The following is a 23,657-nucleotide window of genomic DNA, read 5'->3' as shown; positions in this document are numbered from 1 at the left end:
TTTAACAATTTGGCAATTAAATAATTAAACATTTCAATATAAAATTTAAGATTTAGGATTTTTTTTACGATTAACAATTAACGATTAACAAAATGAAGCTACTTTGTTTTTACTTTCAGGTTCATCAGCCGTTTCGGCTTAAAAGATACCGCTTTTTTGACATTGGCAACGACCATAATTATTTTGATGATTATCAGAACCGCTACATTCTCAGAAGAATTGCAGGCAAATGTTATTTGCCCACAAATCAGATATTGCTCGATTTAATAAAAGAATACGGTAAAAAATTTAAAGTGTGTTTTTCCATTTCAGGTGTTGCATTAGACCAGTTCGAAATGTTTGCTCCCGATGTACTCGAAAGTTTTCAAAAACTTGCAGCTACGGGTTGTGTGGAATTTTTGGCAGAAACATATTCTCATTCTCTTTCTTCATTGAAAAGTAAAGATGAATTCTTTTCACAGGTTGAAGCACATTCAAATAAAGTAGAAAGATTATTCGGACAAAAACCCACAGTATTCCGCAATACAGAGTTGATTTATTCCGATTACATAGGACAGATGGTTGCCGAAATGGGCTATAAAGCAATGCTTACCGAAGGTGCAAAACATATTCTCGGTTGGAAAAGCAATAATTATCTTTATTGTAATGCCATTAATCCGAAACTCAAAATTTTACTTAAAAATTATCAACTTAGCGATGATATTGCATTTCGTTTCTCACAACAAAGCTGGAGCGAATGGCCTCTTACCGCCGAAAAATATGTTTCGTGGTTGAATTCCGTTAACCAAAAAGAAGAAGTTGTAAATTTATTTATGGATTATGAGACATTCGGTGAACACCAATGGCCAGAAACAGGAATTTTCGAATTTCTGAAAGCATTGCCTCACAAAGTATTCAGAGATTCCAAATATATTTTCTGCACTCCAAGTGAAGTTGCTGCCAAACTTCAGCCGGTTGCACAGTTCAATGTTCCTTATCCTATTTCATGGGCTGACGAAGAACGCGATTTAACTGCATGGCTTGGCAATGAACTTCAGAACGATGCATTTAATAAACTTTATGAACTCGAAGATAAAGTAAGAAAATGCGGAGATGCTGAAATTCAGCGCGATTGGAAATATCTGCAGACAAGCGACCATTTTTACTACATGTGTACAAAATGGTTTGCCGATGGCGATGTGCATAAATACTTCAATCCATTTAATTCACCATATGAGGCATTTATAAATTACATGAATATTTTATCCGATTTTAAAATGCGACTCGATGAATTTGATGCTATTGAAACAACTATTCCTAAAGAAATAGTGAAGGTTGCCGAAGAAGCAAAAAAAATAAGAAAAAAACCAAAATCAAAAAGAATTGTAAGCACTCCCAGAAAACATAATAATATAAGCAAATTTGAACAGATAACAAAGGTTACCGATGCACTTATTAAAAAAATATTAAAGGAAACCGATTTGAAAATAGTAGCGAAAGCTCTTAAAACTACGACCGTTGATATAAAAAATAAATTCTTTTTTAACCTCAGCAAAAAATCTTCAACAGTTCTTGAATCAAAAATAAAGGAACTGAAAAACCTTAAAAAGAAAGATATTGCCGAAAGCCAAAAACATATTATTGAGGTGATTAAGAAGCATTTGTAAAACAGTTGTTGGTTGTTTAGAAAAATCAAATGCCGAATATCGAAGTTTTAACTATTTTTAAACTTTCTCGAATCTACCCTGAAAAAATCTTAGTTTATCAGGTTCGTAAGTAAATTTTAATCCTTTTATTGAGTCACGTTTTTTATAAACATTAATAATTCCTTCCGCAACTAAATCCATGTGAGCATTTGTGTATGCTCTTCTCGGAATTGTCAACCGTACAAGTTCCAGTGCAGGACGATAATTTTTACCGGTTTTTGGGTCGCGACCTTTCGAAACATTTCCTCTTTCCATTGCTCTAATGCCTGATTCTATATAAATTGCCGTTGCAAGCGATTGTGCAGGATATTCGTCCTGGTCAACATGAGGTAAAAATCTTTTTGCATCCAAGAAAATAGCATGTGTTCCTGCCGGCTCAACTATCGGAACTCCTCCTTCCATTAATTTCTTTCCCAGATACTGAGTTTGTTCAACACGAGCCATTATATATTTTTCATCAACCATTTCTCTAACACCTTGTGCAAAAACAGCTAAATCACCGGCAGACAGTCCTCCGTTCGTAACAGAACCTTCGTATTTCCTGAGCATTTCCAATGAATCCTTATAAAATATTTCATCGTCTTTTATAGCGAGAAATCCTCCTATGTTTACAAGATAATCTTTTTTTGCCGAAACAGTGCAGCCATGACCGTAGCTGAATAGTTCCCTTAAAATATCTTTAATTGAAACGTTGCAATAATCAGGGTCTTTTTTCTTAATCATATAAGCATTTTCAACAGCCCTTGTGGCATCGAACATAACAGGAATATTATGTTTTTCGCAATAGTTATAAACGTCTTTTGCATTTTGCATAGACACGGGCTGACCTCCCGCAAGGTTCACACTTAGCTCAAAGCTGATGTAAGGAATGCTTTTTGCACCGTGTTCTTTAACAATTGCATCAATTTTTTTAATGTCAATATTTCCTTTCCATTGGAAATTCGATTGCGGGTCGTGTGCTTCGTTAACTATTACATCTGCAAATGCTCCTCCCGCCATTTCCTGATGCAACTTGGTTGTTGTAAAATACATATTACCCGGAACAAAACCTCCTTTTATAAGACATTGCGACATTATATGCTCGGCTGCTCTGCCCTGATGGGTTGGAATTATATATTTATAACCTGTAACTTCCTGCAATTCTTTTACCAGATTAAAATAATCGTCAGAAGAAGCTTGTGTTTCCGAGCTTGTCTGGTACTTTGCCCATTGTTCAACAGTTTGTGCACAAGTTCCGGAATCTGTCAATAAATCAATCCCGACATGTTTTGATAGCAATAAGAATGTATTATAACCTGCTTCTTTTGCGTGCTTCTCGCGTTCTTCCCTTGTGATTTCACCTATATATTCAAAAGTGTAAATAATAAACGGCTCACAATTAAATTTAAAATCATTTAGTATAGGTCTTTTCCATTTGAAGATGGCTTCATCATTCCACGATGGTTTGTTTGTCAATGTTAATTCTGTAATTATATTTCTTTCATTATAAAGTTCATTAACGGCTTCTGCAATTTGTTTAATCTGTTCGTTTGTAAAACTCAATCGTGGAATTTGCAATGGCAATATGCCGCAATTAGTGTATATCCCTTGAATGAATGCTCTCACTCCTGATTTTAAATATAAAGCGGCAGCCAGAGTATGCGATTGATTATTTTTGATGTTTGATAAAAATTCATTTGCATTGATATAAACACCGTCAGCACCTTTAAAGTGCGGAATATTTTTTATTAATGTTGAAAGTAAATTTATTTGCTGGTAAATCCATGCTGCCTGTTCTTCTTTTATCATTTCTTCGATACCGCGTGCAAATACTTCAATAGTCCTGCCTGCCATTCCACCATACGTATGCAGTCCTTCATAAGCAACAACTTCATTCATGTACATATCATACAACTTATCGTTGTTAGTTGCAATCATGCCGCCGGCATTTGCTCTTGGTTCCTGTCCTGCATCTATTACAAACACATCGGCATATTTTGTTATGTTTTTTACAATGTCAGATATCGAAGCATTCTTATAAGCATTTGAATTTTCCTTGATATATAAAGCATTTGAAACAATATATGAACCGTTTAATACAATTATGGTATTATTCTTTTTTGCAATTTCCTGAACTTCTTTTATATTTTCAATAGATACCGGTTTATAGCCATCTGCGAATAATTCAATATAAATATATGGAACTTTTTTTCCATCAATTTTCTGCTTCAAGGAATTTATGTCAATGTTTCCCTGAAATACAGATTCATTTCCTATCAATACTTCTACTTTGCTATTGTAATCTTTTGTTAATTCTTCTGTTTTTTTTGAATTTGCAAATATTGTATTGTCGCTTGTAACCATTGTTGTGGTTATAAGTTTATGCGCTCCTATAACATTATGAGTAGGACAAACATGTTTATACCCGAAAACAGTTAATACGGCTTTTTCAAGATATTCGAAATTGCGGCTGCCTGCATAAGTTTCATCGCCTATGTATAATCCTGATATTTGCTCCTGGCTTACAGCACTGGTTCCCTGGCTTGTCATATCAAAAATAACTTTGCCCGAATGAATATGAAAAGTATTGTAATTTGCGTTCAGCAATGTATCAACTCTGTCATTATGATTTATAAAGTTGATGTTTCTTACAGTTTTAATTTTGTGGGGTTCTGAAATCATTTTGAATTCTCCTTGATTTTATTTGTTTATTTTTTAATGAGCAACAAAATTAATAAAGTATTGAAATAATTTTCAAACAATTAAAAATAATTTGAAACTTTTCTTAAAGTCGCTGATTTCAACAACATTAACAAATTACATTATATATTTTTTTATTTCCTTATTTTATTTTATTATTGTGCAATTAATAATCAGGGTACTTATAAAAAAGGAGGAACTATGGTACTAATACTTAACAGAGCAGATGTTATATCATTGCTTGATATGAAAGATTGTATTGGTGTTGTTGAAAAAGCTTTTGCTGAATTATCAAATAAAACATGTGTATTGCCTTTACGAATAGGAATTACACCTCCCGGAGGGCTCGCCTTATACATGCCTGCATACTTAAAAGAATCGCAAGCATTGGCTTGCAAAGTTGTATCTGTATATAAAAATAATCCGGCTAAGTATAATTTACCGACAACAATTGGAAAAGTTTTATTGCAGAATCCCGAAACAGGTGAAGTTATTTGCATTATGGACGGAGGTTATTTGACTGCCGTAAGAACTGGTGCAGCAAGCGGTGTTGCTACAAAATATATGGCAAGAGAAGGAAGAAATTTAACTGCCGGAATTTTTGGTGCAGGCGTACAGGCGAAAATGCAGCTCTGGGCAGTTTGCACAGTACGCAACATTTCAAAAGCAATTGTATATGATGTAAGCGAAACTGCTACCGCTAAATTTATTGAAGAAATGCAGAATAAACTCAACATTGAAATTACGCCGGCAAAAAATGCTGACAATGTTCTCGAAGCAGATATTATTTGCACTGCAACTTCTTCTCCAACCCCATTATTCGACGGAGATAAAGTTAAAAACGGAACTCACATAAATGGCATTGGAAGCCATACTCCTAATGCAAGAGAACTCGACACTAAAATAATTAAAAGAGCAAAATTTGTAGGTGACTCAAAAGAAGCATGTTTCAGCGAAGCCGGTGATATCATACTTCCCATAAAAGAAGGAGCAATAACAGAATCTCATTTTTATGCTGAACTCGGTGACGTTATTACAGGAAAGAAAAAAGGCAGGGAAAATGATAATGAAATAACTTTATTCAAATCAAACGGTTTGGCAATACAAGATGCTGCTGCTGCGAAACTTATTTATGACAAAGCTTTGAAAGCAGGAATTGGCTTGAATGTTGAAATTTAATTGTTGATTTTTTATAAATAATCGGTATCATTTGAAATGAATGTTTAAAATTATAACGGTTACCTTTAAAGTAAAAAATATTTAACCACAAAGGGCACCAAGTCATTCACGAAGAACACAAAGTGTTATTTGGCAGTTGGTTTTCTTTGTGAACTTTGCGAAAATCTCTGTGAACTTTGTGGTTTAATTTTTTTTGAGTTCTGATTAATTAAGAATTTTCGAATTAAAAATAAAATAAAAATGAAAGATACACCAATTAATTATGAGATTGTATCAAAATTAATTAAAGAAAGTAAAATATATAATATTGGTAAAGCCTCGATTAGAGAAGTAAAGAAGTTAATTGACAATATAGAAAATGAATCTGGGAAAAAATTCATTCGCATGGAAATGGGCATTCCGGGCTTGCCTGCAAACAAACTTGCCACTGAAGCCGAAATCGAAGCATTAAAAAAAGGTGTTGCATCAGTATATCCCGATGTTGAAGGAATTTCTGTTTTTAAAAATGAGGTCTCAAGGTTTGTAAAATTATTTCTTGATGTAGATGTTAACCCGCAGGGGTGTGTTCCCACCACCGGTTCGATAGAAGCCAGTTTAGTAAGTATTATCACAACTGCAAGAACAGATGAGAAAAAAAATACAACCCTTTTGATTGACCCCGGATTTCCTTTGCACAAACAACAATGCAAAATGCTGGGAGTTAATTATGAATGTTTCGATGTTTATAATTACAGAGGCGATAAACTTAAAGATAAAATCGAATCGTATCTTAAAAAAGGGAATATATCTTCCATCCTGTATTCAAATCCAAACAATCCTTCATGGATTTGCTTCAATGATAAAGAGCTTAAAATAATAGGTGATTTAGCAAACAAATACAATGTTTTTGTTTTTGAAGACCTTGCATATTTCGGCATGGATTTCAGAAAAAATTATTCAAAGCCGGCACAGCCACCATTCCAGCCCACTGTTGCGAAATATACCGATAATTACATCTTATTAATTTCCTGCTCCAAATTATTCAGCTATGCAGGTCAAAGAATGGGAATGATGGTTATTTCCGATAAGCTCTTTAATCTTAAAATTCCAAATCTGCTGAAGTATTTTACATCGGATATATTTGGCATAGCTATAACTTATGGAGCAGTTTATTACACAACTGCCGGCTCTACTCATTCTACACAATATGCAATTGCTGCGGTACTCAAAGCATGCAACGACGGCAAAATAAACCTGATAGAAGAAGTGAGGGAATATGGCGAAAAAGCCAGAATAATGAAAAAAATGTTTACCGACAATGGTTTTAAAATTGTTTACGACAAAGATGAAGATGTACCTATTGCTGATGGTTTTTATTTTACTTTGTCATATCCCGGATTTACTGGTGAAGAATTACTTGTTGAACTTTTCTATTACGGCATAAGTGCAATTTCATTAACAATTACCGGAAGTGAAAGAACAGAAGGCATAAGAGCTTGTGTTTCATTGGTTGATAAGAACCAATTCCCCGAACTTGAATACCGGCTTAAAAGATTTAAAGAACTTCATTCCTGATATTTTATTTCGCTTTAGAAATATTATACCATTTGTTACGTTAATAGCTTTGATATTCGATATTAAAATAGTTTAAAGTTTAAAGTCTCGAATATTTGTTGTTCAATCGCTTCGATTTTTTTTAATGAGTATTAAATACAAAGTATTAGTTATGAATTATGAAATAAGATTTTTTTAACTTTAAGTACTTTTTATTTTGTAAATTTGCTGTAATGAAATTCAAATTTTATATTTTATTTTTTGCTTCGATAATTTTCACAAGTGTTTTTGCACAGGAGAAAGACATGCGGTTGGTGCAGTTTTCGGGAGTTGTTGTCAGAAGTCCCGATTTAAGACCGGTTTCGTTTACCAGTATAGTTATTAGAGGCACAAACAGAGGAACAATAACCGATTACAACGGTTTTTTTTCTTTTGTAGCAAAACCCAATGAAATTATTGAATTTTCGGCAGTAGGTTTTAAAAAAGAACATTTCCGAATTCCCGATACAGTTGCAAACAACCGCTATTCATTAATTCAGGTAATGACTGTTGATACCATAATGCTCAAGACAACTGTAATATATCCATGGCCCACTTACGAACAATTCAAACAGGTTTTCACAAAAGTTAAAATTCCTGATGATGATATGGAAAGAGCAAGAAAAAATCTTGAAGTTCAGGCAATGAAGCAGAAAATGCAGGAAATGCCAATGTCGGCTACTGCCAATTACAGAAACTACATACAGCAACAAACAAACAAATTATATTATGCAGGGCAGTTGCCGCCGAATAATCTTCTTAATCCGCTTGCATGGGCGCAATTCATTAAGGCATGGCAAAACGGTGAATTCTTTAAGCAGTAAAAAAATAATTAATAGTTAATAATGAATAATTCCAACCTATTAACTACAAACTATTTTCAGTGTTCAACAACAAGTTTTGATTTCACGGAGTTGTATTTCACGTCAATAATATTTATCAAATAAATACCATCGGGCAGTTGCGATACATCAATTATGTTTTTGTAATTGCTTTGCAAAGCAATATTGCCAAGCAAATCATAAACTTCAATAAGTCGTAATTCATTGCCTCCGTTTTCGATTCTTAAAAAATCATTTACGGGATTAGGATAAATTTTAATTTGCTTTGAAATGCTGTAATCTGCTGTTTTTACATTAAGGCAATAAGTTATACCCGGGTCGATAGTACCGGAATTAAAATCAATATATGGTGAACTTGGCGGTGGTGTTGAATCACAGAAATCGAATGAACCTTTCATGTAACCTAAATTTGCTGTTGAGTCGCCAATTTGAAATTGCCCTGTTGTTCCTTTAACAGTATCAATATTTAACCAATCATGTGCGATATGAACATAACCATCGTTGTTAAAAACAGCTTTATGAAGCGTAGAATCCACATTAAGGAAATTGCGGGCAATTGAAACGAAACTGTTATAATTTTTATTATTAAAAAATCCCCAGTTTAAAAAATCGCGATTCCCCTGAATTTCATCATTATTTTCAAAATTTCCGAAATTGATAAAATCATTAAAAATTATCAAACTGTCGTTTATACATTTTTGTGAATTTGTAAAATTCGTAAAATTCAATCTCCCATTGTTATATAAACTATCGGCATTTAAAAAGTCGGTGGCATCAATTACCCCATTATTTACAATAGTTTTATTATTAAGAAATTTGCTCGCAACAATGTGAGCTTTATTGGTGTTTGTAATTACTTTGTCATTCTGAAAACTGTCAACACCGAGAATATTGCTGTCGTTTAAAAAATTAATATTATTATAAAATACAAAATTAATATTCATCACACCATGGTTAGTGGCAGTTCCGGCTTGCGAACCAAAAGAGTTAAAATTAAAAGTTCCGTTATTGGTAAAAGTTCCTCCGTTCACCAAAAAACCTCTTGGCTTTGTTCCTTCACTTAATGATTTTCCTTTGTTAATAGTTAAAGTACCGGTTGTGTATGTAAAAACCGTATCAACGGTAACATTAGTGTTAATAATCACAGCCGTAGCATTAACACCAAGTATTGGAACAAAAAATGGAGCTGGAGGTGTAGGGCTCCATATTAATGGATTCAACCAGCTTCCGTTTGCAACCGATGTATAAGTTTGTGCATTTGCAACATTGTAGAGAATGCAAATAATAAAAATGATTTTCAGAGTAAATTTTGTTTTCATGGGGTTTGGTTTTTAAATTATTTACAATACAAATATAAAATTTTTGTATAAATTGCCCAATTAAAAAGTAATTATAAAAATAGAAAATAGAAGACGCAGATTCGTTGTGAACCACAATATGCTCAAATTAAAAACATATATTGTAATTTTCTTATTAACATTTGTTTTCATTGCTGCAAATGCTCAAATAAATCAACACTCAGTTGACAGCATGGAAAGAAAACTGAGAACTGCAAACGATACAACCAAAATAATTATTTTAAATAATTTATCCATTCTTTGTTTTTCTTCAACGGCTAAAAGCGAATACTATGCAAATAAAGCATTGACGCTTTCAAGAAAAATAAAAAATGAAAAATTTGAAGCTTATACGCTGATTTACATAGGATATATTAACTTATTTAGAAGTAATTATAAAAAAGCCATAGAATATGCTGAAACGGGACTTAAAATAAGCGAAAAAAATAATTATAAAAAATGTATTGCAATGGCAACTGACTACATTGGCAAAGCATATTACTATCTTGGCGATTACAACAGGGCATTAAATTATTTTCAGTTATCATTAGCGGCATATAGAAAAGTCGAAAACAGTAAAAGTGATACAGTAGGTATTTATCTTTATCTTGGATATATTTTTTTTGATCAAAAAAATTACGATAAAGCTCTTAGTTATTTTCTTAATGCATTAAAAAAAGAAAAAGAAAACGGAAGCTATTATTCTCGTTTAAATATTAAAATTGGCGATATATATAATGACTGGGGCAGATATAAAGAAGCACTCGGATATTATAAAAAAATAATTGAAGTTAGTTTGAAAAGTGGTGATAAGCTTATTGCTGCATATAATATGAACAGAGCAGGAGAAATTTATTTAAAAATCAATGAATATAAACCGGCTAATGAATATGCAACAAAAGCATTGAAAATATTAAGCGAATTACGTGATAGTACTGGTATACAGGCATCGATGAGTATTTTGGGGAACACTTATAAAAAGCAAAAGCAATACGGCAAAGCATTTTATTATTTAAAAAGAGCAGTTGAAATATGCCAGAGAACAAACTATAAGCAGCAAGTGGCAGATAATTTATTCAGCATCGGCGAACTTTGTTTTGAAACGAAGGACTATGATAATGCAATAGAAAATTTCAACAGTAGTTTGGAAATGTCAAAGAAACTTAATTCGCGAAAAAACATTTTTAAAAATTACGAAGCACTGTCAAAAATTTATTTGGCAAAAGGCAATTATAAAGAGGCATACAAGTACGAACAATTATATACAAGCGTAAAAGATTCGGTATTTAACGAAAACATAAACAAGCAGATTACCGAAATACAAACAAAATTTGAAACCGAAAAGAAAGAAAAAGAAATATTAAAACTTAATAAGGAAAAAGAAATAAAAGAGGCTACCATAAGCCAGCATAAACAATTTCGCAATTATTTAATTGTATGCTTCGTACTTTTATTATTAGTACTTTTCATTATTTATAATCGCTATAGATTAAAGCAAAAGCTGCGACACGAGAAGCAACTTGTGGAGCTTGAGCAAAAAGCACTTCGTATGCAAATGAATCCTCATTTTATATTTAACGCATTAAATTCTATAAGTTTATTTATATCGAACAAAGATGAATTATCGGCAAATGATTATCTTATAAGGTTTGCAAAACTTATGAGGCAAACATTGGAAAATTCAGGTAAACCGTTAATCACTATTCGGCAGGAAGTTGAAGCATTGAAATATTATCTTGATTTGGAACAATTGCGGTTTGCAGATAAATTTGATTTTAATATTAATATTGATTCTAAAATCGAACAGGAAGCCATGTTAATACCACCATTGCTGCTACAGCCAATTGTTGAAAACGCCATATTACACGGAATATTTCCTAAAAAAACAAAAGGGAAAATAGACATTACGCTTGAGCTGAATGGTAACAATAAAATAACATGTAAAATAGAAGATGATGGAGTAGGAAGAAATTACAAACTCAAAAGCAACTCGTATGAATCAATAGGAATGAAGGTAACTGCGGAGCGTTTGAGAATTATAAATCATGCAAATAAAAAAGAAATGCAGTTGCATGTATTTGACATTAAAGACGAAAATAATAATCCGGAGGGAACAAGAGTGGAGTTTAATTTACCTGTATTGATGACGTGATACGCTGATAAAAAAACATAAAATAAAAACGCCACAGGTTCAGATTATAAAATTTATTTTTTAAAAATCTGTGAATTTGTGGCAATTTTTTTGCTTTTGTATTTTTTGTTTTCCCTTGACTTTATAAAGTTATTCTTTGTTTTACAAAATAATCCTAATTTGAATACCGATTGGTAAGTATTTGTAAAACAGCAATTAATAAAAATTCTTAGTACTTTTTTATAATAAAATTTATTTTTTTCTGCTATTTTTTCGTAGTTACTCCCCCTAAAATTTATTAGTTGCCCCACGTTTTTTTGGTAAAAAAAACAGTAATTTCTCTGTTGTTTTCCCTTAGAACAGTGCTTAATTTTGCCATATTCATTTTTTAAAAATATTCACTAACTAAAACTAAATTTATTATGAAAACAGCAGCATTTATCATGGCAATGCTTGTAAGCACAAGCATTTTTGCACAAGGTGCAAAAAAAAGTACAGCTTTAAATACACAAGGACCAATAATTGTTAATGTTGATGATGGTCCTATTATCCCTCCTCCTCCTCCTATTATTCCACCTCTTGGCTAAACATTTGATGATGAGTTAAAACGGCTGAACCCTTACACCAAACTCTGCGAGGGTTTGTAACCCTCGCAGAGTTATCAGCAGTTTTAACCCAATATCAAATAAGCAAACATCAATCAAATGAACATAATCGGAACTGGTTATGGGGATGAATTGCTTATTGAAAACAATTTTAAAAGCAGCTATCTCAGAAGTAAGTGTGCTTTGATTTTTTTAGTCGAACACTATATGTTAACGTGGTTTCGGAATTATAAAATACGAATAAAAGGTTGAAGATTTCTAAGTATTAAAAAAATAGCCACTAATAAAACGAAATTTCACGAAGAAAAATAAAACACATAACTTAACTAAACAAATTAGTGTTTTTTATCACAGAATCTTTGTGGCAATAATACTTTTAACTCTTGATTTGCATTATAAAAATTAAAATTCAAAAGTTTAATTGTTTTTTTTGTGAGATTTTATATTTTTGCATTGTGGTGGTTATGTTTTTTTGCTACCAAAACGCCAAATCACACGAAAGTTAATCATTATACTATTTCTTGTATTATTTTGAAGTAAAATAAATTAGATTCTGTGCTCACATTATTGTTAAAATATTAAATTTGCAGTCGGCCAATTAACGAAATTTTTTAAAAAATAAAGTATTAATTTCCGTAATAATATGTCGTATTGATAGAAATAAAAATGCCACAGATTCACTGAAAACAGCAAATAATGATTTGGCAACATATAACTATCCTTATAGGATTAATAGTAATTTTGGTAAAAATTCATTATTTCAAAAAGAGTAATTTTATAATCTGTGGCAATCTTTATTACACATACTATCCGTTATATAACCATTACATTCTTATTTATTGCATCAATTACTTGCCTTAATGCTCAAATAAGTCAACATTCAGTTGACAGCATGGAAAGAAAACTGAGAACTGCAAACGATACTACCAAAATAATTATTTTAAATAATTTATCCATTCTTTGTTTTTCTTCAACGGCTAAAAGCGAATACTATGCAAATAAAGCATTGATGCTTTCAAAAAAAATCAAAAATCAAAAATATGAGGCATATACCCTGATTTATACTTTCAGTTATATATATATATTAAAAAATAATTACAGAAAACTATTAGAATGTGCTAAAAAGGAGTTGCAAATAAGTAAAGCAATAAATTACGAAACAGGCATTGCCCTTGCAAATTATTACATCGGTACAGCAAATTGTTATATGGGTAATAATGATAGTGCTTTAATTTATTTTAATAAATCATTAACAAATTATCGGAAATTAAAAAGTAATGACACAATTAAAATTTATTATTTTATCGGCTTTATCTATTATTCTCAAAAGAATTATGAGAAATCGCTAACCTATTTTTTAACTGCATTAAAAAAGGAAAAAGAAAACGGAAGTTATTATACACGTTTAAATGGTTACATTGGCGATGTTTATAAGGATTGGGGCAGATATAAAGAAGCACTTGGATATTATAAAAAAATAATTGAAGTTAGTTTGAAAAGTGGTGATAAACTCGTTGCTGCTTATAACATGAACAGAGCAGGAGAAATTTATTTAAAAACCAATGAATATAAATCGGCTAATGAATATGCAACAAAAGCATTGGAAATTCTAAGTAATTTGCGTGATAGTTCAGGCATACAATATTCAATGAACATTTTGGGAAACACTTATAAAAAGCAAAAGCAATATGGCAAAGCATTTTATTATTTAAAGAGAGCAACCGGAATATGCCAAAGGATAAACTATCAGCAGCAAGTGTCAGATAATTTATTCAGCATCGGCGAACTTTATTTTGAAACGAAGGACTATAATAATGCAATAGAAAATTTCAACAGTAGTTTGGAAATTTCAAAAAAACTTAAATTGCGGAGCAACATTTTTAAAAATTACCAAGCACTGTCAAAAATTTATTTGGCAAAAGGCAATTATAAAGAGGCATACAAATACGAACAATTATATACAAGCGTAAAAGATTCGGTATTTAACGAAAACATAAACAAGCAGATTACCGAAATACAAACAAAATTTGAAACCGAAAAGAAAGAAAAAGAAATTCTGCGTCTCACAAAAGAAAAAGAATTAAAAGATGTAAGAACTAAAAGAAATATTATTATACTTGTTATTTCGTTTTTGTCAATACTGATAATAATAATAGTTTTAATAAATCTTTTGCGTCAGAAACTCGAAAAAAGAAGAATGTTAAAAAGAACCATTGAAACCGAAGAAAAAGAAAGAAAGCGATTTGCCGAAGACCTGCACGATGGGCTTGGACCATTATTATCTACAATAGGACTTTACGTAAATGAATTTGATTCTGCAAAAAACGATGAACCCAAAAAACAGGAAATTATTAAATACACAAATGAATTAATTGACGAAGCAGTTAACAGTACGAGAATGATTGCACGCAACATAACTCCGGGCACAGTGAGCGAAACGGGAATTTTTAATGCAGTTCAAACATTTTGCTATAAAGTAAATGTTTCAAATTATGTAAATATAAATATAACTTCAAATGATAAAGAAAAAAGATACGACAGCACTGTTGAAATAATTTTATACAGAGTGCTTCTTGAATTAATAAACAATACAATTAAGCATGCAAAAGCAAAAAATATAAATATCGAATTTAAAGCTAAAGAAAAATCATTGAACGTTCTTTACACAGATGACGGAAAAGGTTTCGATTACAAAAAAACAATAAATGACCCCAAAAAAGGAATGGGATTGAATAATATTATTAACAGAATAAGTTCCATTAACGGCGTATTTGAATATACAAGCAAACCAGGCGAAGGAGCTAATGTAAAAATTGAAATACATTCAAAAAGTTATAAAAAGTAGAGTTTATAATTAATTTATTAAATATTTTAATAAAACCGAAGTTGGAAATTGGAAGCTGGAGATTAGAAAAATAGCACATTTCAAACATCCAACACTAACTTCCATCAGCACTAATAAAATAATATTGAACATAATACTAAAATTTTAAAAACCATGGAAAAGAAAATAAAAATTATTGTGGCAGATGACCACGAAATATACCGCAAAGGTATAGTGGAAATCATTAAAAGTTTGAGCAATACTGAGCTTATTGCTGAAGCTGCTGATGGTCAGGAATTACTTAATCTGGTAAACAAGAATCAGGTTGATGTTGTTTTTACCGATATAAAAATGCCCATAATGAACGGCATTGAGGCAACAAGGGAAATACTGAGTAAATACCCTTCAATTAAAGTAATTGCGTTAACCATGTTCGGAGATGATAAATTTCTTCGTAATATGATTGATGCCGGAGCAAAAGGATTTCTGTTGAAAAATACCAACAGCAAAGAAATCAATACCGCCATCAATAATGTCATTAAAGGTGCTACGTATTATTCTGTAAATTTCCTTTTATCAGCTTTTAAAAAAGTTTATGGAGTTAAAAGTAAAGATAAGGACAGCGAACCCGAAAACATAAGGTTTACCGACATGGAATATAAAATAATTAGATTCATAGCAAAAGGAAAATCGTTTGATGAAATAGGCAAAGTTCTAAACATAAAATTTAATACGGTGAAAAATTATGTTTATCCTTTGTTTAAAAAAACTTCATCAAAAAACAAAGCCGAACTTATTGTTTACGCATTAAAAAACCGACTGATTGAAATGGAAGATTTAGATATCGAAAATGAAGAATTGATTTTGGAAACTTTTACTTTCTGATAATTAATTTTCATCCTTTAAACCTAATATCTCAAACAATTTTATATCATCTTCAATTTTTGTATTTGCTGTGGTAAGAAGTTTTTCACCTATAAATACGGAATTGGCTCCTGCAAGAAAACATAATGCCTGTCCTTCCTGTGTCATGTTTATTCTTCCGGCAGCAAGCGAAATATTTGACTCGGGTAAAATTATGCGTGCAGTAGCTATCATTCGGACAATTTCCCATACCGAAACTAATGGTTGATTTTCAAGCGGCGTTCCTTTTACCGGAACTAATGCATTTACAGGAAAATTGAACGGATGTTTTTTTTGTGTTGCAAGTGTATGCAGTAAATTTATTCTGTCCTCATTGCTTTCGCCCATTCCTATTATTCCACCCGAACAATAAGGCATTCCTGCATCAATTAAATTATTTATTGTCTCCAGACGAGCATCATAAGTTCTTGTTGTAATAATTTCGGGATAAAAATTTCTCGAAGTATCAAGATTATGATTATATCCCGATATACCTGCTTTCAGCAATTTTGCGGCATTTTCTTTATTTACCATTCCCAAAGTGCAGCAAACATCCATGTCGAGTTTTTGCACTTCTTTAGCCATTTCGATTATATTTTCAATGTTTTCGTTTCCTTCAGCATTTCTCCATGAAGTACTCAGGCAAATTCTTGTAGCTCCCGATTTTTTTGCTTTCATGGCTTTTTCAATCACTTCACCGGTACTCATAATTTTCTGCGGTTTTATTCCGGTATCATAATGCAGCGATTGAGCACAATAAGCACAATCTTCAATACATTCACCTGTCTTAACCGAAATCAAAGTGCTTATTTTTATTTTTTCGGGAGAATGAAATCTTCGATGAACGCTTGCTGCGTCATAAACCAATTCCAACAACGGCTTATTGTAAATTTCTCTTACTTCTTCTATTTTTCTTCTGTTTTTCATCATAGCAGTAACGTGAGTTCAGAATTAAATTTAATATACTTATAAAAATAATTGATTGTAAAACCTTATTTTATAACCAAAAATCTTAATAGAAAAGAATCCCAACCTCTTCTAATTTATTTCCTTAAATATTTTTAGCTCATCAAAATAATATTTAACAAAAAAATAAATAAAATCTATTTCAGAACAAAGGTATTAAATATTTAAAAAACAAATTAAAATCATTTTTTTAATATAATTTACTATTGAAACTAAATAATTTGTACTAATAATAATCAGCAAAAGGTATATTTTTCTAAATAAAGCAAGATTTTCCTTTGTCAATTGGATTAATAATGTTTCATTTGCAAGTTTTTTTAAAGTTTTAATTTACCATTAGTAAACTTAAAATAAATGATATTGTTAATTTGATATAGTACTACCTTTTAAACTTTGTGTACGCCTTTGTGTTTATAGTTTATAAAAAAGATAACCACAAAGGGCACAAAGAAAATTTCGCAAAGAACTATATATTTAATTAACAATGCCAAAAATAATATTGCAATTATGGAAAATAATTTTTTATGGCTCCTTGACAACGGACATTCAAAAGTAACTCTTGGCAAGCGTTCGCCTGTTATGGAAGATGGTAAAAGATTTTATGAATATGAGTTCAACAGGGATATTGTGCGAAGAATTTCGCGTCAACTTATAAGTTGTGGCATTCGTCATCACATACTTGTTCCCGAAACCGCCATTGAAATCAATATTAGAGAAAGGTTAAACAGGGTAAACAGCGTAATTTCAGAATTGCCCAAAATTTTAGTTTCAATACACAGCAATGCTTTTGGCAATGGAATGAATTGGGAAAACATTGATGGGATTGAAACTTTTTACTATAATAAAAATCCAAACAGTAAAATTGTTGCTTCCATCTTTCATGAAACATTGGTAAAAAAACTGAACTGGACAGACAGAGGGCTTAAAACCAAAACTAATGATAAAAACGGCAAGCTTATAGAACCTTACCTTCTTAAACAGCATATTCCTTCAATAATGACTGCAACCGGATTTTACACCAACAAAGACGAATGCATAAAGCTATTATCGGATTTGTGGCGTGAGAGAATTGCAAATGCCCATTTTGAAGCAATTAAAAAAAACGAAGAAAATTTCAAAAAATCATTATTATTTCAACCGGAAATGTACTATGCAATTTAATATTTTTTTTTTAATCATTTTTCTTGTATTCTTCATTATAAATTACTATATTTATATTTTTTACGAAACTTACTTTTTGCAAAAAGCGTAAAAAATTATGAATATGTTTAATATTTATTTAAGATGAAAAACAAAATTCAGGTAGTTATTGTAGATGACCATGAAATCTTTCGCAGAGGATTAAGAATGGTTGTTGATAGTTTGGATTATACCGAAGTAATTGCTGAAGCTTCTGATGGGATGGAATTTTTAAAAATAATTGAAACCAAACATCCTGATATTGTTCTAATGGATATAAGAATGGATGTTATGGACGGCATTGAAGCAACTGCCGCAGCATTAAAAATATTTCCAGAACTCAACATAATTGCATTAACAATGTTTGGTGATGAAAAGCATTTGCAGGAGATGATTGAAGCAGGAGCAAAAGGGTTTTTACTTAAAAATATAAAAAAGACAGAACTTGATATTGCAATACGTTCAATTTTAGATGGGAAAAACTACTATTCAGGAGAATTACTAGGATTTTTTACAAAAAAATACTTTGGCAATAATCCTGCCGATGAAAGCGGACTTACAAAAAAAGAGAAGGAAGTACTTGTACTTTCAGCTAAAGGATACACGAGCAAAGAGATTGCGAAGAAACTTTATGTATGTACTGCAACAATAAATGCGCATAAAACAAATATCCTTTCAAAAACCAATTCGAAAAATGTTGCGGAATTATTAATCTACGCAATAAAAAATAAATTGATTAACATGAGCGATTTGGGTATATCGCCCCTCGAAACAGCGTAGATATATCATCAACATTATTTTTTCTTAGGAGTTTTCGTAGAAGTTCCTTTTGTATTTTTACCGGCAGGTGGTTCTTTATACTCACTTCCTTTTACATATTTTTTTGTGGCAACAACATTTCCATCACTATCATAATATTCCCAAACTCCTTCTTTTAAATCATTTTTATAAGTTCCGCTTGCTATAAGAATAGCTTTTGAATTATAAAATTTCCATTCACCATCCATCTTTCCTTTGACGTAATTTCCTTCGCTCTTTTTTTCTCCATTTACAGAATAGTAAGTAATCCAAGGTCCTTCTTTTCTGCCAGCTTTGTATGAACCTTCCGCACTTACCTGCCCTGTTGCGTAGTATTTTTTACATTCACCGTCTTTTAGTCCGTCAAAATAATTTACTTCTTCCATAACTCCACCCGTTCCTGCATGATACCGTGTTGCGAGTCCGTGCCTTTTGTCATTAACATATTCAACCTGATATATTAAAGTTCCGTCAAAGCTATAAAACTGCCATGTTCCCTGTTTTCTGCCAAACTCATCAGTCTGATTCATTCCCCTCTTTCCTTTTTTTGCTTTTTCCTGTGAAAACGAACTGCCGAAAGAAAAAATCAGACACAAAAATAAAACTCTTGTTAATATTTTTTTAAGTATATGATTCATCAATTTCTTTTAAAATACACTTTGTTAACGTAATACAAATATAACTCATATTGAGCTATTATATATATTCAAACGCTAGAAACGTAAAAAAGTTTAAAGGATTTGCAGTTTAAAGTCATTTGTCATTAGCAAAATGTGTAACTACAAACCACAAACAAATTAAACGACAAAAATTTTTTCGTTACGGTTTTACTGTAGGGAAATTGTGATTAAATAGCGATAATTGCTGCGAACCTAGAATATTTGAAATAAAATCAAAATACACTTCGGTGAAATTAAATTTGTTTACATCATAATATTCATCTGGAAGTGCCCTGTTGCCAATGTCGCCCATGTCAATAGATTTGGTATTGAATTCCTCTAGTTCTTCATACTTGACAACTTTGCTCAAAACCGGCATTTGACCGTAATCGTTTCTCAGGAGCAAGTCGGTAACTTTATCGGCAAGTGCCTGTGTCAATCTTCTGTCGTAGCAGCCGCATCTGCCAGCACGTGCATAATAACCTGTGATTTGCGCTCTTGCTTCGATTCCGAGTTTTCTCGAAATCTCAGAAGCAACAACTCCGCTAATTCCGCCGAACAAAGCATGTCCGAATTCATCAACTTCGGAACTTGCATATACCATGTCAACTTTTCCTTTATTTTCATCGTACCATCTTACACCTTCGGAAATTGCTATTATCAGTGACTTTTTTCGTGATGAATTATATTTTTCTTTTACTGTATTAAAAAATGCTTCTTTTCTTTCTTTTGTAATCTCGAATTCGGGAATGAGTGCAATGTCGGCTCCGCCATATATTGCACTGCCCGTGAGCCATCCTGCATCTCTGCCCATTATTTCAAGCACGGCAATTCTTGAATGTGAATCAACAGTAGTTCTCATGCGGTTTGCAAAACCCGCAATGCTGTCGGCTGCTGAGGGAAAGCCCGGACAAACAACCGCTTCAATTTCTTTATTTTTATAAGAATGAATTGTTCTTGTGCGTAAATCGTTATCAATTGTTTTCGGAAAGCCAATAACAGGAATGCCTTCGGTTTCAAATAATTTTTTTGCAGCACCGTTTGTGTCGTCGCCGCCAATTGAAACAAGAACATCAATTTTATATCGCTGTAGATTTTTTAAAATCTGAGGAACCCTGTTTTCGGGATTTTTCTTTGAGGGGAATGGATTTGTGCGGCTTGAATTTAAAGCCGTTCCACCATGCCAACCGTCGTAATGCTGATTTGTAAGGTCAACAATGTCGCCATCGCCAAGTAATCCTTTCCATCCTTTTCTGATGCCGTAAACTTTATAGCCGAGTACTTGTGCTCTGTTTCTTATTGCTTCGATGCTTGAATTCAAAGCAGAAGTGTCTCCGCCCCCTGTGAGAATGGCAAGTGTTTTGCCGCTGAATATTTTTTTGTCAGATTTCATTTTTTTAAATTTAAAACGTTTTTACAAAAATAAAAAAATATGCCTTCTTAACCAATAATTTTGTTTTTATAATAAATCTACCTTTTAAAAAATCTCAACTATTTTTTGTGAATTATTTCGGTTAAAATATTTTTATTTTTTCTGAAATTTTTGTTATAACTTTCTTTAAGAAAGTCGAAATATTGTGCATTTTGGGTATATTCCATAATTTTATTTTTTCTGTCTGAAATTTTTGCACTTTCAACATCGTGCAGTGCAAGTTCTCTGCCGAGGTTTTCCTGTAATATTTTTGTTTCAGCATAAGGAAAATCGCGCTGATATAATTTTCTCAGCAACAACAATGATTTAGCAAAATCCTTTTTCGATAAGTAATAGTTTGCAGAATTATTGATAAAATTATTATTATTACTTTTCATAACTAAATCGAACAAATCAATATCTGCAAGTCCATATTTATTTACTGAAAAATGAGAATAGTAATCTTTCATTTTTTCATAAACTTCGTACGTTTTATTGTAATCAGCTTTTTTAATAAACTCATTTATTTTGATAAGAAACCTTTGATAATCGGCAGGAATTATATTTTGTTTTTTTAATTCTTCTGCTTTGCTTGTATTAACAGCACAATCCGAAATGTTATTAACACTGCTTAGCATATTTGCCAACAATGAATCTGTTTCGAGATATTTTTTTTGCACCAACAAATACTGAATTTTAGAAAAATTATTTTCATATTCATTTTTTATTTTTACACATTCTTGCATTCTGGAAAATTTATTGTATTCTTTTATTGAAGTTGAAATAGTGCTATCATCATTAAGTTTGTATTTTTCTTTCATCAATACCGCTTCATTTAAAAGCTGTCTTGCCATGTTATTTTCATTTGCCCAAATGTTGAATTTTGCTTTATTTATTTTTTCTATGATTACCGGTTTTGCCGATTCTTTCAGTAAATCATCCAATTCTTTATTTTTGGAATAATAGTATTTACCCTGCATATCAGCAGCTTCAACAAGATTATTAAATGCTTCTTTTTTTCTGTCCAACAGCAACAACTGTTTTGCATCTTCTATTAGCCGTGTATATTTTTGAAACATCGTCAATCCAACAAGTGAATCAACAACCGAAAGCTGCATTACAATTATGGCATTGTGTTGCTGATATGCTTTAGCGCGGTTGATTAATATTTCTGCAAGCAGAAAATCTTTTTTGGCAATAGCATTTCCGGCGTCACTTATAATTTCCTTGTAAATGCCGTTCTTTGCATCGGCAATACCTTTAGCAAGAGCTTCGCTGCATATAAAAGATTTGTTGTTACATAATTCCGCAGCACTTTTAAATTCATCCAGCGCTCTTAAAAATTTCGATGAAGAAATATATTTATTTCCAACTTCGATGTGATTGTCGTAAACTATTTTTAGCAAATCAACTGCTTCCTTGTCGTTAGTAATATATTTTGAATTTTTCTGTTGAAATTCTCTTGCCCTGAGCAAATAAGTTTCAGCAATATCGAAATTTTTTGTTTCTATCGCCCTTTTGCAAAACAACATGAATGAGTTGTAAATTCCATGTTTTGCAATAAAAAGATTTGCTGATAATTTTTCTTTTTCTGAAATTAAGGTTGAGTTTCCGAATAGTATCTCTGCACTGTCAAGTAAAGCCACAGCATCATGGTATTTTTCTTTTTTAATTAAATCTTCACTTTCAGAAATATATTTGTTGAAAATAATATTCATGAGTTTTATCGTTTGCACTTTTAATCTTGCATCAGGACTCATTTTGCTCAAAATGTTCAGTGTCTTTTTATATGCATCTTCCTTTCTGTTATTAACGAAATCAAGAAATGATATCTGGTAATTTGACGGCGCATAAAGGGAATTTGCAACAACGGATTTTTGAAAATATTTGTATGCCGACAAATTATTGTTATAAATAAGATTTTCCATTCCTTTTCTGTAATAAATTTCATCAAGTCCTTTTATCAGTTTATCAAACTTATCGAGTAATATGGTTAAGCGTTTTTCAATGTCATTTAATTTTGCCGAAAAACCTATAGGGTCGTGGTCTTTTAAATAAAGAAATTCCTCAAATCTTTCTTCCTTTAATGAGTCCATTTTCTTTTTTATGCTGCGAACTTCCATGTCGTTCACTGGTATTAAATCTATATTTTTCTCATCAATTGCTTCAATATCTTTTAACAACTGATTTGTTTTTTTCTCAGAATCATAATATTTTTTTACCAGCATTAACCTATTGTCAAAGATTTTTTTATTTTCATTATCATAACTAAAATCAATATCCTGAATTGAAAATTTCAGTTCAATATTTTTCAACGAGTCCTTAAAAAATATTTTGTCAGAAATAAAATTTTTATCCTTTAATAAACTGATATGCCTGAATCCTATTGATTTCATATCATTGCCATCTCTGCCGGAAATATTCAAATTCAGAGCAATTTTGCGGGGAATTAAAGCATCGTAGATTTTAATCCCTTTATATTTGTAATCTCCCACAAGCGTGAAATCCTTTATTTCAACACTTATATCATATTCATAAGGATTGTTTTGCCTTACCTTGATGAATTCATTAAAAAATAAAGTAAATGAAGAAGATTGTATTGGTTTTGAAATGTTTTCAGCTATTTTTGTTATAAAATAATTTAATATGATATTGCTTTCGCTTTTTACTGAAGATATGTATTTAATGGTTTGCGAACCCTTTGAAGTGTTTTCATAAATAGGAATGGTTTGCGAAATGCAGATTTTAAAAGTCAGAAAAAAAAACTCTATAAAAATAAATACTGATTTTTTCTGCATAAAATAATCTTTCGGAATTTTTTACAAAAGTATACAATTAATGCAATTAAACTTCGAAATTTATTATTCATTATTTAGTTGTTGGTTGT

The 23,657-nt window shown here is 31.4% G+C and carries 16 protein-coding genes; 10 read left to right on the top strand and 6 right to left on the bottom strand.

Going from position 1 to position 23,657, the window contains the following annotated elements; genetic code table 11:
• Positions 1-92 precede the first annotated feature (92 nt).
• A complete protein-coding gene (locus tag WC223_01125; GenBank protein ID MFA6922830.1) occupies positions 93-1,646 on the top strand; it encodes a FliG C-terminal domain-containing protein in 1,554 nt (517 codons plus the stop codon).
• 57 nt (positions 1,647-1,703) lie between these two features.
• Here the strand turns inward: WC223_01125 and WC223_01120 are convergent, their stop codons facing one another.
• Entirely contained in the window at positions 1,704-4,346 is a 2,643-nt protein-coding gene (locus tag WC223_01120) for a tryptophanase (protein ID MFA6922829.1), read from the bottom strand.
• A gap of 219 nt (positions 4,347-4,565) precedes the next feature.
• On the opposite strand from WC223_01120, the gene WC223_01115 reads away from it, so the two are divergent.
• The 3 genes from WC223_01115 (at position 4,566) to WC223_01105 (ending at position 7,939) form a co-directional block, all read left to right on the top strand.
• Positions 4,566-5,543 carry a hypothetical protein gene (locus WC223_01115; GenBank protein ID MFA6922828.1) on the top strand — a complete coding sequence of 326 codons (978 nt, stop codon included), beginning with the start codon at positions 4,566-4,568 and terminating at the stop codon, positions 5,541-5,543.
• Between the two features lie 240 nt (positions 5,544-5,783).
• Positions 5,784-7,097: a pyridoxal phosphate-dependent aminotransferase gene (locus WC223_01110; GenBank protein ID MFA6922827.1), complete on the top strand. Its 1,314-nt coding sequence runs from the start codon at positions 5,784-5,786 to the stop codon at positions 7,095-7,097.
• A gap of 212 nt (positions 7,098-7,309) precedes the next feature.
• Positions 7,310-7,939, top strand: a complete 630-nt coding sequence (locus WC223_01105; protein MFA6922826.1) for a carboxypeptidase-like regulatory domain-containing protein — start codon at positions 7,310-7,312, stop codon at positions 7,937-7,939.
• A gap of 56 nt (positions 7,940-7,995) precedes the next feature.
• On the opposite strand, the gene WC223_01100 is transcribed toward WC223_01105, so the two are convergent.
• A complete protein-coding gene (locus tag WC223_01100; protein ID MFA6922825.1) occupies positions 7,996-9,276 on the bottom strand; it encodes a T9SS type A sorting domain-containing protein in 1,281 nt (426 codons plus the stop codon).
• A 118-nt stretch (positions 9,277-9,394) separates the two neighbouring features.
• On the opposite strand from WC223_01100, the gene WC223_01095 reads away from it, so the two are divergent.
• The 4 genes from WC223_01095 to WC223_01080 all read left to right on the top strand — a co-directional run bounded on the left by WC223_01095 (position 9,395) and on the right by WC223_01080 (position 15,739).
• On the top strand, positions 9,395-11,446 hold the full coding sequence (locus WC223_01095; protein ID MFA6922824.1) for a tetratricopeptide repeat protein: 2,052 nt from the start codon (positions 9,395-9,397) through the stop codon (positions 11,444-11,446).
• 401 nt (positions 11,447-11,847) lie between these two features.
• Positions 11,848-12,012: a hypothetical protein gene (locus tag WC223_01090; protein MFA6922823.1), complete on the top strand. Its 165-nt coding sequence runs from the start codon at positions 11,848-11,850 to the stop codon at positions 12,010-12,012.
• Positions 12,013-12,814: 802 nt separating this feature from the next.
• Entirely contained in the window at positions 12,815-14,875 is a 2,061-nt protein-coding gene (locus WC223_01085) for a tetratricopeptide repeat protein (protein ID MFA6922822.1), read from the top strand.
• A 153-nt stretch (positions 14,876-15,028) separates the two neighbouring features.
• The gene (locus WC223_01080) at positions 15,029-15,739 is read left to right on the top strand and encodes a response regulator transcription factor (protein ID MFA6922821.1); all 711 of its coding nucleotides are present in this window, start codon (positions 15,029-15,031) and stop codon (positions 15,737-15,739) included.
• Between the two features lie 3 nt (positions 15,740-15,742).
• Here the strand turns inward: WC223_01080 and bioB are convergent, their stop codons facing one another.
• On the bottom strand, positions 15,743-16,687 hold the full coding sequence (gene bioB, locus WC223_01075) for a biotin synthase BioB (GenBank protein ID MFA6922820.1): 945 nt from the start codon (positions 16,685-16,687) through the stop codon (positions 15,743-15,745).
• A gap of 543 nt (positions 16,688-17,230) precedes the next feature.
• Between bioB and WC223_01070 the strand changes: the two genes are divergently transcribed.
• Positions 17,231-17,884 (top strand): N-acetylmuramoyl-L-alanine amidase, encoded by a 654-nt coding sequence (locus WC223_01070; GenBank protein MFA6922819.1) that lies wholly within the window; start codon positions 17,231-17,233, stop codon positions 17,882-17,884.
• Positions 17,885-18,007: 123 nt separating this feature from the next.
• Positions 18,008-18,682 carry a response regulator transcription factor gene (locus tag WC223_01065; protein ID MFA6922818.1) on the top strand — a complete coding sequence of 225 codons (675 nt, stop codon included), beginning with the start codon at positions 18,008-18,010 and terminating at the stop codon, positions 18,680-18,682.
• Positions 18,683-18,696: 14 nt separating this feature from the next.
• On the opposite strand, the gene WC223_01060 is transcribed toward WC223_01065, so the two are convergent.
• From WC223_01060 to WC223_01050, 3 genes are all read right to left on the bottom strand, one after another.
• A complete protein-coding gene (locus WC223_01060) occupies positions 18,697-19,338 on the bottom strand; it encodes a toxin-antitoxin system YwqK family antitoxin (GenBank protein MFA6922817.1) in 642 nt (213 codons plus the stop codon).
• Between the two features lie 181 nt (positions 19,339-19,519).
• The gene (locus WC223_01055; GenBank protein ID MFA6922816.1) at positions 19,520-20,752 is read right to left on the bottom strand and encodes a 6-phosphofructokinase; all 1,233 of its coding nucleotides are present in this window, start codon (positions 20,750-20,752) and stop codon (positions 19,520-19,522) included.
• Between the two features lie 98 nt (positions 20,753-20,850).
• Positions 20,851-23,568, bottom strand: a complete 2,718-nt coding sequence (locus WC223_01050) for a hypothetical protein (protein ID MFA6922815.1) — start codon at positions 23,566-23,568, stop codon at positions 20,851-20,853.
• Positions 23,569-23,657 lie beyond the last annotated feature (89 nt).

Source organism: Bacteroidales bacterium (assembly GCA_041671145.1).
In the GTDB taxonomy this organism is placed as follows: Bacteria; Bacteroidota; Bacteroidia; order Bacteroidales; family JAHJDW01; genus JAQUPB01.
The sequence above is the reverse complement of the archived record's forward strand: the minus strand, read 5'-3'. Positions and strand labels throughout refer to the sequence as shown.